The 13,789-nt window shown below is 62.1% G+C and carries 10 protein-coding genes and 3 pseudogenes; 11 read left to right on the top strand and 2 right to left on the bottom strand.

Going from position 1 to position 13,789, the window contains the following annotated elements; genetic code table 11:
- Positions 1-6 precede the first annotated feature (6 nt).
- Complete coding sequence (locus FQ187_RS10795; RefSeq protein ID WP_178122702.1) at positions 7-1,047, bottom strand: FUSC family protein; 1,041 nt, start codon at positions 1,045-1,047, stop codon at positions 7-9.
- Positions 1,048-1,094: 47 nt separating this feature from the next.
- A complete protein-coding gene (locus FQ187_RS10790; protein ID WP_149629443.1) occupies positions 1,095-2,720 on the bottom strand; it encodes an NADP-dependent glyceraldehyde-3-phosphate dehydrogenase in 1,626 nt (541 codons plus the stop codon).
- 185 nt (positions 2,721-2,905) lie between these two features.
- Between FQ187_RS10790 and FQ187_RS10785 the strand changes: the two genes are divergently transcribed.
- The 11 genes and pseudogenes from FQ187_RS10785 (at position 2,906) to FQ187_RS10735 (ending at position 13,764) form a co-directional block, all read left to right on the top strand.
- Positions 2,906-3,793, top strand: coding sequence for a Dyp-type peroxidase (locus FQ187_RS10785; protein WP_149629442.1), 888 nt, complete (start codon positions 2,906-2,908; stop codon positions 3,791-3,793).
- Between the two features lie 15 nt (positions 3,794-3,808).
- Positions 3,809-4,774, top strand: coding sequence for a Gfo/Idh/MocA family protein (locus tag FQ187_RS10780; RefSeq protein ID WP_149629441.1), 966 nt, complete (start codon positions 3,809-3,811; stop codon positions 4,772-4,774).
- A gap of 249 nt (positions 4,775-5,023) precedes the next feature.
- Positions 5,024-5,610, top strand: a pseudogene (locus FQ187_RS10775) (FAD-binding protein); the annotation flags it as partial.
- Positions 5,611-5,712, top strand: a pseudogene (locus tag FQ187_RS29930) (4Fe-4S binding protein); the annotation flags it as partial. It lies immediately after the preceding pseudogene.
- Positions 5,697-6,621 (top strand): annotated as a pseudogene (locus tag FQ187_RS10770) (ABC transporter substrate-binding protein); the annotation flags it as partial. The pseudogenes FQ187_RS29930 and FQ187_RS10770, both read left to right, overlap by 16 nt.
- Positions 6,598-7,248, top strand: a complete 651-nt coding sequence (locus tag FQ187_RS30315; RefSeq protein ID WP_371925537.1) for an ATP-binding cassette domain-containing protein — start codon at positions 6,598-6,600, stop codon at positions 7,246-7,248. The pseudogene FQ187_RS10770 and the gene FQ187_RS30315, both read left to right, overlap by 24 nt.
- On the top strand, positions 7,151-7,768 hold the full coding sequence (lexA, locus tag FQ187_RS10755; protein ID WP_149629440.1) for a transcriptional repressor LexA: 618 nt from the start codon (positions 7,151-7,153) through the stop codon (positions 7,766-7,768). Before FQ187_RS30315 ends, lexA begins: the two co-directional genes overlap by 98 nt.
- On the top strand, positions 7,768-8,385 hold the full coding sequence (gene imuA, locus FQ187_RS10750; RefSeq protein ID WP_033061610.1) for a translesion DNA synthesis-associated protein ImuA: 618 nt from the start codon (positions 7,768-7,770) through the stop codon (positions 8,383-8,385). The genes lexA and imuA overlap by 1 nt, the downstream gene beginning before the upstream one ends.
- A 7-nt stretch (positions 8,386-8,392) precedes the next feature.
- Positions 8,393-9,808, top strand: a complete 1,416-nt coding sequence (locus tag FQ187_RS10745; protein WP_149629439.1) for a DNA polymerase Y family protein — start codon at positions 8,393-8,395, stop codon at positions 9,806-9,808.
- A complete protein-coding gene (locus tag FQ187_RS10740) occupies positions 9,784-12,882 on the top strand; it encodes an error-prone DNA polymerase (RefSeq protein ID WP_218580700.1) in 3,099 nt (1,032 codons plus the stop codon). The genes FQ187_RS10745 and FQ187_RS10740 overlap by 25 nt, the downstream gene beginning before the upstream one ends.
- 207 nt (positions 12,883-13,089) lie before the next feature.
- A complete protein-coding gene (locus FQ187_RS10735) occupies positions 13,090-13,764 on the top strand; it encodes a CsgG/HfaB family protein (RefSeq protein ID WP_165353332.1) in 675 nt (224 codons plus the stop codon).
- Positions 13,765-13,789 lie beyond the last annotated feature (25 nt).

The raw sequence follows: 13,789 nt of genomic DNA, 5'->3' as shown, positions 1-13,789 counted from the left end.
GAAACGTCAGATGTTCCAGCGCGGTGCCGTCTTGGCCAGGCGCTGGCGCATCTCGCCGATGTTGGCGGCTAACTGCCGGACCAATAACCGGTAGCCGTCCAGCGGATTGTAAACCGATGCGGTCAGGCTTGAATCCGACGGCAGCTCGACAGGCCGACTCAGCCGCTGGGACGCACCGGATTTCAGTGCTCGGGCCATACCGATCAGTTGCACCCGAATCAGCCGATGCTCGGCTTTCAAGGACGATTGCAGATGGGCCATGGCATCGGGGTCACTGGTGTCAGGTCGGGTGTTGCCGAGGATTTCCAGGGTGCTGACACACATCCGCAGATGGCGTTGGATAGCATCGAGTTCGGTCATGGAGATCCGCACTTCCTTGGACACCGACGGCATCAACGAGCGCAGTTGCACCATCACGGTGTTCAGGCGGCCCACGAGTTTATGGTGTTCGTCATCGGTGACCGATTGGCCATTGATGATGCGCCCGTAGATCGTCGCGCAGTCGCGCAAGGCATCGGCCAGGTTATAGCGCCAGGAATAAACCGCGTAGAGCGGCAGGGCGAAAGAAAATGCCAGAGCCAGGGCGATGCCGATCAGGATGTCCACCCCACGCCACAACCCGTCGGTGATCGGATTATCGCCATGCCCCGCGACGATAAACACGGTAATCGCCGACAGCAACGCGGTGTAACCGCCCTTGCCGATGGCGTGGTACGAGAAGAACCCACAGACCACTGCCATCGCGAAATAGGTTAGCCACGGCATCCCGAGCCACGCCTGTTGCGCCACCAGCATCAAGCCGACGCCGGCGCCGATCAAGGTGCCGATGGCGCGTTCGGCGGCTTTTTTGCCGATGTTTCCGTGGTGCTGCAAACCGCCAATCACCACCAGCATCGTCACCGACGCCCACTCACCGTGGGGCAGATTGATGCCGGTGGTCAGCAGGATCGTTGCCAGCAACCCCAGCGACACACGCACCGCGTGAATCACCCTGGCGTGGCGATAGCGCCGATACGGGTCCAGCAACGGACGCAGCAGGCGGCGCATTAGCGGTGGCAGTCGATTGGCTCTGAATGTGCTCAGGCTCGCTCTCCTCAGAAGATGTAATCAGTGGTCAGGAAACTCGAACTGCGTCCGCTGATGATCTCGCTGATGAGTTCTTTGTTGGTTTCCTGGAACTTAGTCGCCACCAGTGTCCGAATCGAAAACACCCGCAACGCATCATGCACCGACAGCGTGCCTTCGGCGGAGTTCTTGCGGCCGTTGAACGGGAAGGTGTCCGGGCCGCGCTGGCACTGGGCGTTGAGGTTGATCCGGCCGACCTGGTTGGCGAAGGTGTCCACCAGCCGGCCGACCGCCACCGGGTTGGTGCCGAAGATGCTCAGCTGCTGGCCGAAGTCCGATTCCAGGACGTAATCGATTACCGTGTCCAGATGCCGGTAAGGCACGATCGGCACGACCGGGCCGAACTGTTCTTCCTGATAGACGCGCATCTGCGGCGTCACCGGGTACAGCACGGCAGGGTAGAAGAATGATGCGCGGGCTTCACCGCCGTTGGGGTTGACCACGGTGGCGCCTTTGCTCACGGCATCCGCCACCAGCGAGTGCAGGAAATCGACTTTGCTCGCTTCCGGCAACGGCGTCAGTGCCACGCCGCTGTCCCACGGCATGCCGGGTTTCAGGCTGGCGAGTTTGGCGTTGAATTTCTCGATGAACGCCTCGACCACGTCTTCATGGACGAAGAGGATTTTCAGCGCGGTGCAGCGCTGGCCATTGAACGACAGCGAGCCGGTGAGCGCTTCGCTGACCGCGTTGTCCAGATCGACTTCGGGCAGCACGATGCCGGGGTTTTTCGCATCCAGACCCAACGCCGCGCGCAAGCGGTGCGGTTTTGGATGGAGTTTTTTCAGATCGCTGGCCGCTTTGTTGGTGCCGATAAACGCAAAGATATCGATCTTGCCGCTGGCCATCAGCGCGCTGACGGTCTCGCGGCCGCTGCCGTAGATCACGTTGATCACCCCGGCCGGGAAGCTGTCGCGGAATGCTTCCAACAGCGGACGAATCAGCAGCACACCCAGCTTGGCCGGTTTGAACACCACGGTGTTGCCCATGATCAGCGCCGGAATCAGCGTGGTGAAGGTTTCGTTCAGCGGGTAGTTGTAAGGTCCCATGCACAACGCCACACCCAGCGGTACGCGGCGGATCTGGCCGAGGGTGTCCTGTTCCAGTTCGAAGCGGCTGGAGCGGCGGTCGAGCTCCTTGAGCGCGTTGATGGTGTCGACGATGTAATCGCAGGTGCGGTCGAACTCTTTCTCCGAGTCCTTGAGGTTCTTGCCGATTTCCCACATCAGCAACTTCACCACCGCTTCGCGCTGTTCACGCATGCGTCCGAGGAAGGCTTCGACGTGCTGGATGCGTTCTGCCACCCGCATCGTCGGCCACAGGCCCTGGCCCCGGTCATAGGCGCGGACGGCGGCGTCGAGGGCGGTCAATGCGGTGTCGGCATCGAGCAGAGGCGTGCTGCCGAGGATCACTTGTTCGTCGCCATTTTCACCCGTCAGGTACACCGGGCTGCGGACCTGGGCGAGGGGCCCGGACCAGGTTTTCAGCTCACCGTCGACCAGGTATTCACGCTGCTCGGTCTGGCCGTCGAGGCGGTATTTTTCCGGGATGTCGGTGGCGTCGGGAAACAGGTTGCCGAGGATATGTGCTGTGGTCATGTCGCTACTCCATGTGATGTAAGCCATGCGCTGGCGGCTTGCCGTTCAGATTCACTTCAAAGGTTATACGCCTTATTGGCACGACTTTTTAAGTGCCGATCTCATGATCCCGCGATCTTTTGACCTGAGAACACACAACGGCCGATGCTGCGGTTAAACTTCGCGCTATTTCTAAAGGAGTTCATATGAGTTACTACCAGCCGGGCATTCTCGCCACCCCAGTTCCGCCTCAAGCCCGTCATATGTTCTTCGCACTCGAATCCGCCGCTGCCTTGCCGGCCGCGCTGGAGAATCTTAAGGGGCTGGTGGACGGGAAGTCGGCAGTGGTCGGGTTCGGTGAATCCCTGGTCAAGGCCCTCAAGGGGCAAATCGAAGGCCTGCGCACCTTTCCAGCGTTGACCGGTGTCGGCGTCGACAACCCGTCGACCCAGCACGCGCTCTGGGGCTGGTTGCACGGTGTCGACCGTGGCGAACTGCTCAATCGCAGCAACGCCATCGAAGCCGCGCTGGCCCCGGCCCTGCGCCTGGTGCAGATGAACGAAACCTTCCGCCATCTCACCGGCCACGACCTGACCGGTTACGAAGACGGCACCGAAAACCCTCACGACGAAGCCGCTGTTGCCGCTGCGCTGGTGAGTGACGGCGCTGACGGAATGGTCGGCGGCAGTTTCGCCGCGATCCAACAGTGGCAGCATGATCTGAAAGGCTTCCACGCGATGCCACCCCATGAGAAGGACAGCATCATGGGCCGTCGTTTGAGCGACAACGAAGAGATCGACGACGCGCCGATCTCCGCTCATGTCAAACGCACCGCCCAGGAAAGCTTCGCCCCCGAGGCCTTCGTGGTGCGCCGTTCCATGCCCTGGATCGAAGGCGATCGCGCCGGCCTGATGTTCCTGGCCTTCGGTTTCTCCCTCGATGCCTTCGAAGCCCAGCTGCGCCGCATGAGCGGTCTGGAAGACGGCATCACCGACGGTTTGTACCGCATCAGCCGGCCGATCACCGGCGGCTACTACTGGTGCCCGCCGCTCAAGGACGGTCATCTGGACCTGCGCGCACTGCGCATCGGCTAAACATCGGGAGTGAATATGAACGTGGTGCGCTGGGGCATGATCGGGTGTGGCAGCGTCGCTGAGCGCAAGAGCGGGCCGGCCTTCTACAAGGCACCCGGCTCGGCGCTGGTGGCGGTGATGGGCCGGCGTCTGGAAGCGGTGACCGATTACGCTACGCGCCACGGTATCGCTCGGGCCTACACCGACATCGAAGCGCTGATCAATGATCCCGAGGTCGATGCGGTGTACATCGCCACGCCGCCTGACAGTCATCACGCTTACGCCTTGAGGGTGGCCGCCGCCGGCAAACATTGTTGCGTCGAAAAACCGATGTCGTTGAATTCCGGGCAAAGCCGTGAGATGCAAAAGGTCTTTGCCGATGCCGGGCTGCACCTGTTTGTTTCTTACTACCGACGCTCGCTGCCACGCTTCCAGCAGGTGCGGCAATGGCTGGAGGAAGGGCGGATCGGCGAGGTTCGGCACTTGACCTGGACCCTGACCAAAGCGCCATCTCCGACCGATCTTGGCGGTACAGATAACTGGCGCACCGACCCGGCCATTGCTGGTGGTGGTTATTTCGCCGACCTGGCCAGTCATGGCTTCGACCTGTTCCAGTACTTGCTGGGTGACATCGTCGAAGTCGCCGGGTTTACGGCTCGGCAACGCGGTTTGTATGCCGCTGAAGACGCCGTCAGCGCCTGTTGGCGGTTTGCCTGCGGGGCGATGGGCATGGGCTGTTGGAATTTCGTCGCGGACCGTCGAGAGGATCGTGTCGAGCTGATCGGCAGCAAAGGCCGGATCACCTTTTCCGTATTCGATGAGCATCCGGTTCAGCTTGAAGCCGATGAAAACCTCAGCCTGCGCATCGATAATCACGAGCACATCCAGTGGCATCACGTGCTGGGCATGAACGCGCACATTCGAGGTGAAGCGCAGCATCCGGCCGTGGCCGAACAGGCATTGAAAACCGATTGGGTGATGGACCAGATCCTCAAGCGCTGACGTAGTTTGGAGCAGCTGCCGAGCCTGCGAGGCTGCGTTCGGCTGCGCAGCAGTCGAAAACCCTGCATGCAAGTTTTCCCTGACACACCGCGCTACCTGATTTCACGACTGCTTCGCAGTCGAACGCAGCCTCGCGCTGCTCGGCAGCTGCTACAAAGTCCGCGGTCGGTCGGCGAATCTAACCTTATGCTTCAAACAGTATTTCTCAAGCCTTCCATTAGAACTGATCACGTCATAACTCGTTATAACAATGACGGCATCGTCAATCAGGCGGCGGTGTATGCCTACACGACCCTACGTGTTGCCGATGCCGGAAGGGCATGACATCAAAAAAAGTCCTGTACCGCCAGTTGAAGCGGGCGCGGGTGAGCATCACCAATCGGTTGGTCTGCACACGCTTGCTGACGGACGAAGAGGGCGCGGTCAACGGTGTGATGGGTTTTGACTGCCGCACCGCCGACTTCCACGTGATCAAGGCCAAAGCCGTAATCCTCTGCTGCGGCGCCGCCGGGCGTTTGGGTTTGCCGTCCTCGGTTTACCTGATGGGCACCTACGAAAATCCCACCAATGCCGGCGACGGTTACGCCATGGCCTATCACGCCGGGGCAGAACTGGCGAACCTGGAATGCTTCCAGATCAACCCGCTGATCAAGGATTACAACGGCCCGGCCTGCGCCTACGTCACCGGTCCGTTGGGCGGCTACACCGCGAACAACAAGGGCGAGCGCTTCATCGAGTGCGATTACTGGAGCGGCCAGATGATGTGGGAGTTCCACCAGGAACTCGAAAGCGGCAACGGCCCGGTGTTCCTCAAACTCGATCACCTGGCCGAGGAAAAGGCCTACATGGCGTTCGACGAATGCTGGTACTGCATGCCGTGTGAAAAGGACTGCCCGACCGGGGCGGTGAAGGTCGAGATTCCCTATCTGCTGCGTTAAAAAGTCTTGCGCTAAAAGCTACCCGGCAACACCGGACGCCGGCGTCGGCCGAAACCATCCGCATTGCCATCGGCACCCAGGACACCACGATCAACTGCGCCGCCGGCGGTCTGTTGATTCGCGAGTTGGGCCTGCTGGACAAATACCTGCTGCCCCACGACGGCCCCTACAAAGACGCCAAGTACGAGGTGGAGTGGAAGAACTTCACCAGCGGCGCGCCCCTGACCAACGAGGTGGTGGCCGGCAAACTCGACTTCGGCGCCATGGCCGATTTCCCCGGTTCGTTCAACGGTGTGGCGTTCGAAACCGCGGGCAAGCACAGCCTGTTTATCAGCGTGCTGACGGGCAGCACCAAGGGCAGTGGCAACGGCATCGTGGTGCCGAGCGCATCGAGCGTGCAGTCGCTGGTGGAGCTTAAGGGCAAAACCATTTCTGTACCTTTCGCCTCGACGGCGCACGGGATGTTGCTGCGGGCGGTCGCGGCCCAAGGCTGGGATCCGCTCAAAGACGTGAACATCATCGCCCTGCCGCCGGAAGTTGCAGGCTCGGCGTTGCAGGCCGGGAAGATCGACGCCCACGCCGACTTCGTGCCGTTCGCCGAGCTGTTCCCCAGCCGTGGTTTCGCTCGCAAGATCTATGACGGCGCCCAGGCCAATGCGCCGACTTTTCACGGCGCGTTAGTGGATCAGTCCTACGCGAAAAAGTATCCGGAAGTTGTGGTGGCTTACCTGCGTGCAAGCCTTGAAGCCAACCAGTTGCTGGCGGCTGAGCCGGAGAAATACAGCGAGTTGATCGCCAAGGTCACTGGCGTCGATGACCGAGGTCAATTACCTGTTCCACGGTCCGCTGGGCAAAGTGATTACCGATTTCAGCCATGTGGCGGAGATCTGCCTGGCCATCGGTCGCTCGAAATGGGCTGAAGATCTGCTGCTGCCACCGCTGGAAGTCTTGCGCCCGATCCCCGCCGTGGCCTGGATTCCGCTGGCGATCCTGATGTTCCCATCGTCAGAGTTATCGATGGTCTTCATCACCTTCACCGGCGCACTGTTCCCGATTCTGCTCAACACCGTGCACGGCGTCGAAGGCGTCGACCCACGGCTGATTGCCGTGTTCCAGCACCACACGCTGTTCCCTTGGCGCACCGTGCGCGACAACGTTGCTTTCGGTCTGAAAATGCGCGGCATCGGCAAAGCCGAACGCCACCAGGCTGCCGACGAAATCCTTGCCCTGGTGGGCCTCGAAGGGTTTGCCGAGCGCTGGCCTGACCAACTCTCCGGTGGCATGCAGCAACGGGTCGAAATCGCCCGGGTGCTGATCAACCGCCCGCGCCTGTTGCTGATGGACGAACCCTGCGGCGCCCTCGACGCGCTGACTCGGTTGAACCTCTCAGGACTCACCTCTTACAAGTCCTTGCCAGAAAAAAGCCAAAAGAGTACAAATGTACTCCATGACGACTTTAACTCCCCGCCGCACCGCCATCCTGACCTTTATCCGCGATCGAATCGCCGAGCACGGTCAGTCCCCGAGCCTCGCTGAAATCAGCGAGGCGTTCGGTTTCGCCTCCCGTAGCGTGGCGCGCAAGCATGTGCTGGCGCTGACCGAGGCCGGTTTCATCGAGGTCAATGCGCATCAGGCCCGGGGCATTCGTTTGCTCGGGCAACCGGCGCGGCCCGAGTTGCTGGACATTCCGGTACTCGGCCGGGTGGCGGCGGGTGCGCCGATCGGTGCCGATGCCGAGGTTCACAGCCGCTTGCTGCTCGACCCGTCGATCTTCTCGCGGATGCCGGATTACATGCTGCGGGTCCAGGGTGACTCGATGATCGAGGACGGCATTCTCGACGGCGATCTGGTGGGCGTGCACCGCAATCCCGAGGCGGTCAATGGCCAGATCGTCGTCGCGCGACTCGACGGGGAAGTCACCATCAAACGTTTCGAGCGGGTCGGCGAGGTTGTTCGGTTGCTGCCACGGAATCCGGCCTATAAGCCGATCATCGTCGAAGCCAATCAGGACCTGGCCATCGAAGGGGTGTTCTGCGGTCTGGTGAGGCAAGGGTGATGGGCGCCGTCGTTGCGCTGGATACGCTGTTCAATGGCGGCCAGGTCTGGAAGGGCCGGCCTGCGCCACCGGCCGTCAGCCCGCAACCCACCGGGCATGCCGCGCTGGATGCGGCGTTGCCTACGGGCGGTTGGCCGGAAGCGGCGCTGACCGAAATCCTTTTGGCCGGGCAGGGCGTCGGTGAGTTGCAACTGGTGTGGCCAGCGCTGGCGCGGTTGTCCGCCGCAGGCGAACGCATCGTGCTGGTGGCGCCGCCTTACGTGCCGTATCCCCAGGCCTGGCAGAACGCCGGGGTCGATCTGCGTCAGTTGTCGATCATCCAGGCCAGCGAGCGTGATGCCTTGTGGGCAGCGGAACAATGCCTGCGTTCGGGCAGTTGCGGCGCAGTGCTGTGCTGGCCGCACAAGGCCGATGACCGGGCGTTGCGACGTTTGCAGGTGGCGGCGGAAACCGGCTCGACCCTGGCGTTCGCCTACCGCTCGATCAATGAAGCGATCAACCCTTCGCCAGCGGCGTTGCGCATCGCCATCGATGCCAGGCCTGCGCAATTGCGCGTGCTCAAGTGCCGGGGCGGGTTGGCGCGTTCGGCGCCGATTGCCTTCCCCGTGGGGCATTGAGGTTGCCATGCGCTGGGTGTGTATTCTCTTTCCGCAATTGGCGCTGGACGCGGTACTGCGTCAGCGCGCAGATCCCGATGAGCCGCTGGCGCTGCTGACCGGCCCGGCCCAGCGTCGGGTGTTGCAAGCGGTCAACGCTTCGGCTCGGGCGCTGGGCTTGCGTCCGGGCCAGTCGATGACCGCCGCCCAGGCCTTGAGCAAAGGGTTTGTCACGGCTGAATACGACGCTGCCGAGATCGAGCACTGGCAGCAGTTTCTGGCCGCCTGGGCTTATCGATTCAGTTCACAGGTCAGCGTGCATTACCCGCGTGCGGTGGTGTTTGAAATCGAATCCAGCCTGGGATTGTTCGGCGCCTGGCCGCAATTCGAGGCGCGGTTGCGGACCGAGCTCGGCGAGTTGGGGTTTCGCCATCGGATTGTTGCCGCGCCCAACCCGGTGGCCGCACGGGTGCTGGCCAACGCTTATGACGGTCTGGTGGTGCCCGACGGTCAAGCCTTGCAACATCATCTAGGGCAGTTGCCCATCGACCGGATCGGGCTGGAAACCAGCGTTGCCACCGCGTTGTCGCGCATGGGGTTGCGCACCTTGAGTCAGGTTCAGGCGTTGCCTCGCCATAGTCTGGCCCGGCGTTTCGAGGCCCAGGTGCTCAAGCATCTGGACACCGTGCTCGGATTACGGCGGCTGGCGCTGGCGTTCTACCTGCCGCCGGACCGGTTCGATGTGCGCATCGAGCTCAACTTCGACGTGCAGTCCCATCAGGCGCTGCTGTTTCCGTTACGCCGGCTGACCGGTGACCTGTCGGCGTTTCTTTGCGGACGAGACAGCGGCGTGCAGCGTTTTGACCTGCATTTGGAGCACGCCGGGTTGCCGGACACCGTCATCAAGGTCGGCCTGCTCAGCGCCGAACGTGATCCGGCGATGCTCTTTGAACTGGCCCGGGGCCGGTTGGAGCACGTCCAGGTCGAGGCCCCGGTGCGCGGTTTTCGCCTGCGCGCCGAAGACTTGCCGGCCTTCGTTCCCCAGCGCCAGGAGCTGTTCGACGACCGCCCTCAGCAGTCCTTGCCGTGGGAGCAACTGCGCGAACGCTTGCGCGCGCGGTTGGGAGATGACGCGGTGCAGGGCTTGCGGTTGCAGGCCGATCACCGACCGGAATGCGCGTGGCAGGCCAGTGTCGACAGTCAGCGCTGTGCAGGGCTGCCTGGCGTGCAACGTCCGGGCTGGCTGCTGACTGAACCGCTGGCGGTGCACCAAGGTTCTACGCGCATCCTGATGGGGCCGGAACGCATCGAGTCCGGTTGGTGGGACGGCGCCGATGTGCGCCGTGATTACTTCCTGATCGAAACCCGTTCCGGCCAGCAGGGCTGGGCCTATCGTGCGGTCGGTGAGGACGGCCCGTTGTGGCTGCAAGGCTGGTTCGCATGAGCATCGACTATGCCGAGCTGCACTGCCTGTCGAACTTCAGTTTCCAGCGCGGTGCTTCCAGTGCCCTCGAACTCTTTCAACGGGCGAAAAAGCAGGGCTATCAGGCCTTGGCGATCACCGATGAATGCACCCTGGCCGGTATCGTCCGCGCCTGGCAAGCGGCCAAATCCGTGGAGCTGCCGCTGATTATCGGCAGCGAAGTGCGCATCGAGAACGGTCCGAAACTGGTGTTGCTGGTGGAAAACCTCGAGGGTTACCAGACCCTGTGCCGACTGATTACCCGAGCTAGGCGCCGCACGCAGAAAGGCCAGTATCAAGTGCTGCGGGAAGACTTCAGTGAACCCTTGCCGGGGCTGTTGGCATTGTGGGTGCCGGATGCGGTCGATGACTTCGAACAGGGCCACTGGCTGAAACAGACCTTCGTCGATTGCCTGTGGCTGGCCGTCCAGCTGCATCGCGGCCAGGACGATACCCGCCGGCTGGCTGCGTTGCTCACCCTGGCGGGCGAACTGCGAATCCCGGCGGTGGCCAGCGGCGATGTGCACATGCACGCTCGTGGGCGGCGCGCCTTGCAGGACACCATGACCGCAATTCGTCATCACCTGCCGGTGGCAGAGGCCGGGCTGCGTCTTCATCCCAATGGCGAGCGGCATGTGCGCAGTCTCGAGGCTCTGCAATCGATCTACCCGCAAACACTGCTCGACGAAACGCTGAACATCGCCCGGCGCTGTACCTTCGACCTCGGTCAGTTGCGCTATCAATATCCCCGGGAGTTGGTACCAGAAGGTCAGACAGCCACGTCCTGGCTGCGTCATCTGACCGACGATGGCATCGCGTGGCGCTGGCCAAAAGGCCCGCAGGCCCAAGTGCTGACGCAGATCGACAAGGAACTGGAGCTGATCGCCGAGCTGGGCTACGAAAGCTATTTCCTGACGGTTCACGACATTGTGCGATTCGCCCGTGAGCAAAAAATCCTGTGTCAGGGCCGTGGTTCGGCGGCCAACTCGGCGGTGTGCTTTGCCTTGGGCATTACGGAAATCGATCCGGATCGCACCACGCTGTTGTTCGAGCGCTTTCTCTCCAAGGAACGCAACGAACCACCGGACATCGACGTCGATTTCGAACACGAACGCCGCGAAGAAGTCCTGCAGTACGTGTTCCAGCGTTATGGCCGGACCCGCGCGGCGCTGACGGCGGTGGTCAGCACGTATCACGCGGCCGGCGCGGTGCGTGATGTGGCCAAGGCCTTGGGCTTGCCGCCGGATCAGATCAACGCCCTGGCCGATTGCTGTGGCCACTGGAGTGATGAAACACCGCCCGTGGAGCGCCTGCTTGAAGGCGGGTTCGATCCCGAGAGTCCGGTGCTGCGCCGGGTGCTCAGCCTGACGGGGCAGCTGATCGGTTTCCCCCGACACCTGTCCCAGCACCCCGGTGGTTTCGTGATTTCCGAGGAGCCTCTGGACAGCCTGGTCCCGGTGGAAAACGCCGCCATGGCCGAGCGCACCATCATCCAGTGGGACAAGGACGACCTCGATGCCGTCGGGCTGCTCAAGGTGGATATCCTGGCGTTGGGCATGCTCAGTGCGATCCGCCGCTGTTTCGATCTGTTGCGCCGTCATCGCCATCGGGACCTGAGCCTGGCGACGATCCCGGCCGAAGACTCGCAGACCTACGACATGATCGGCCGTGCCGACACCATCGGCGTGTTTCAGATCGAGTCCCGGGCGCAGATGTCAATGCTGCCGAGGCTCAAGCCCCGGACCTTCTATGACCTGGTGATCGAGGTGGCGATCGTCCGTCCGGGGCCGATTCAGGGCGGGATGGTGCATCCGTACCTGCGACGCCGAAACAAGGAAGAGCCCGAGATCTATCCGTCCCCGGCACTGGAAACCGTGCTCAAGCGCACCCTGGGCGTGCCGCTGTTCCAGGAACAAGTGATGCAGATCGCCATCGTCGCCGCCGACTACAGCCCCGGCGAGGCCGATCAGTTGCGCCGCTCCATGGCTGCCTGGAAACGCCACGGCGGGCTGGAGCCGCACAAGGATCGCCTGGCCGCCGGGATGAAGAAAAACGGCTACACGGCCGAGTTTGCCGCGCAGATTTTCGAGCAGATCAAAGGCTTTGGCAGTTATGGTTTTCCCGAGTCCCACGCTGCCAGTTTCGCCTTGCTGACCTACGCCAGTTGCTGGTTGAAATGCCACGAGCCGGCGGCCTTCGCCTGTGCGCTAATCAACAGCTGGCCCATGGGTTTCTACAGCCCGGACCAGATTCTGCAGGACGCGCGCCGGCATCATTTGCAAATTCGCCCGGTGGACGTGCGCGCCAGTGACTGGGATTGCAGCCTGGAGCCCATCACCGGCGCGCAGCCGGCGATTCGCATGGGGTTGCGGATGATCAAAGGCTTTCGCGAGGACGATGCCCGGCGCATCGAAGCCGCACGGTCGAAGGGGGCGTTTATCGACATTGCCGACCTCGGCGAACGGGCGCGACTCGATTCCCGCGCCCAGGAGCAACTGGCCGATGCCGGTGCGCTGCGTGGACTGGCTGGCGACCGTCATCGGGCGCGCTGGGAAGTGGCGGGGGTGCAGAAACAGCTCGGCTTGTTTGCCGGTCTGCCGAGTCAGGAGGAGGGCGCGGTGTCGTTGCCCAAACCCACCGTCGGCGAGGACCTGCTAGCGGATTACAACAGTGTCGGCACCACGCTCGGTCCGCATCCGCTGGCTTTATTGCGCGGTGAATTGAAAGCCCGGCGCTGCCGCAGTTCGAAGGAACTGCTGGAGGTCGAGCATGGACGACCGGTCAGCGTCGCCGGGCTGGTGACCGGACGACAACGCCCGGGCACCGCCGGTGGCGTGACCTTTGTCACCCTTGAAGATGAGTTCGGCAACGTCAACGTCATCGTCTGGCGCGACCTGGCCGACCGGCAGCGCCAGGTATTGGTCGGCTCGCAATTGCTCAAGGTCGACGGGCGCTGGGAAAAGGAAGGCGAGGTGCGGCATTTGATTGCCGGACGGTTGAGTGACCTGAGCCCGTTGCTCGACGGCATCAGTGTGCGCAGCCGGGATTTCCGTTGACCTCGGACATGATTGTTCCCACACGTTGATGCCCGAATAATTTAATACTGTCTTCAATGATGGCACTTTGGCATAATGCCGGCCGCCGACGTCCCGCACGTCGACTGTCGATTTGATTCCCCCTCGCTTTTTTGCCGCTGCAACCCGCAGTGGCTGGCTATTGCCGTGCCGGGATAAACCGTTTTTCAAAAGGAATGCACAGTGAGAATGATCTCTCGGATGTTGGTATCGGCGGCAGCAGTTGCCGTTTTGGGCGCGATGGCTGGGTGTGCGACCGAAAGCTCGCGCGCCTTGCCGGTAGAAAAGGTCGAAAGCGCCAGCCTCGCTTATGCCGGCGTTCGCGTACCCATGGCGGTCGGCAAGTTCGACAACCGTTCGAGCTACATGCGCGGGATCTTTTCCGACGGTGTAGATCGCCTTGGCGGTCAGGCCAAGACCATCCTGATCACTCACTTGCAGCAAACCAACCGCTTCAGCGTGCTGGATCGCGACAACATGGGCGAGATCCAGCAGGAGGCCGCGATCAAGGGCCAGTCCCAGCGCCTCAAGGGGGCTGACTTTGTGGTCACGGGTGATGTCACCGAATTCGGCCGCAAAGAGACTGGCGATCACCAGTTGTTCGGCATTCTCGGTCGCGCCAAGACCCAGGTGGCCTACGCCAAGGTCAACCTGAACATCGTCAATATCAGCACGTCCGAAGTCGTTTATTCGACTCAGGGCGCGGGCGAATACGCCTTGTCCAACCGTGAAGTCATCGGCTTTGGCGGCACCGCTGCCTACGATTCGACCCTCAACGGCAAAGTGCTCGACCTGGCCATGCGCGAGGCGATCAATCGTCTGGTGGACGGCATGAATGCCGGTGCATGGAAACCGGGCAACTGATCAAGGTCGAAGACAAGGAGCGGTA

Source organism: Pseudomonas sp. ANT_J28, assembly GCF_008370005.1.
In the GTDB taxonomy this organism is placed as follows: Bacteria; Pseudomonadota; Gammaproteobacteria; order Pseudomonadales; family Pseudomonadaceae; genus Aquipseudomonas; species Aquipseudomonas frigoris.
The sequence above is the reverse complement of the archived record's forward strand: the minus strand, read 5'-3'. Positions and strand labels throughout refer to the sequence as shown.

Coding starts and splice junctions, on each gene's coding strand:
- FQ187_RS10785 (WP_149629442.1), top strand. CDS start 2,906: ATGAGTTACTACCAGCCGGGCATTCTCGCCACCCCAGTTCCGCCTCAA.
- imuA (WP_033061610.1), top strand. CDS start 7,768: ATGGGCGCCGTCGTTGCGCTGGATACGCTGTTCAATGGCGGCCAGGTC.
- FQ187_RS10790 (WP_149629443.1), bottom strand. CDS start 2,720: ATGACCACAGCACATATCCTCGGCAACCTGTTTCCCGACGCCACCGAC.
- FQ187_RS10795 (WP_178122702.1), bottom strand. CDS start 1,047: ATGCGCCGCCTGCTGCGTCCGTTGCTGGACCCGTATCGGCGCTATCGC.
- FQ187_RS10735 (WP_165353332.1), top strand. CDS start 13,090: ATGATCTCTCGGATGTTGGTATCGGCGGCAGCAGTTGCCGTTTTGGGC.
- lexA (WP_149629440.1), top strand. CDS start 7,151: ATGTACTCCATGACGACTTTAACTCCCCGCCGCACCGCCATCCTGACC.
- FQ187_RS10780 (WP_149629441.1), top strand. CDS start 3,809: ATGAACGTGGTGCGCTGGGGCATGATCGGGTGTGGCAGCGTCGCTGAG.
- FQ187_RS10745 (WP_149629439.1), top strand. CDS start 8,393: ATGCGCTGGGTGTGTATTCTCTTTCCGCAATTGGCGCTGGACGCGGTA.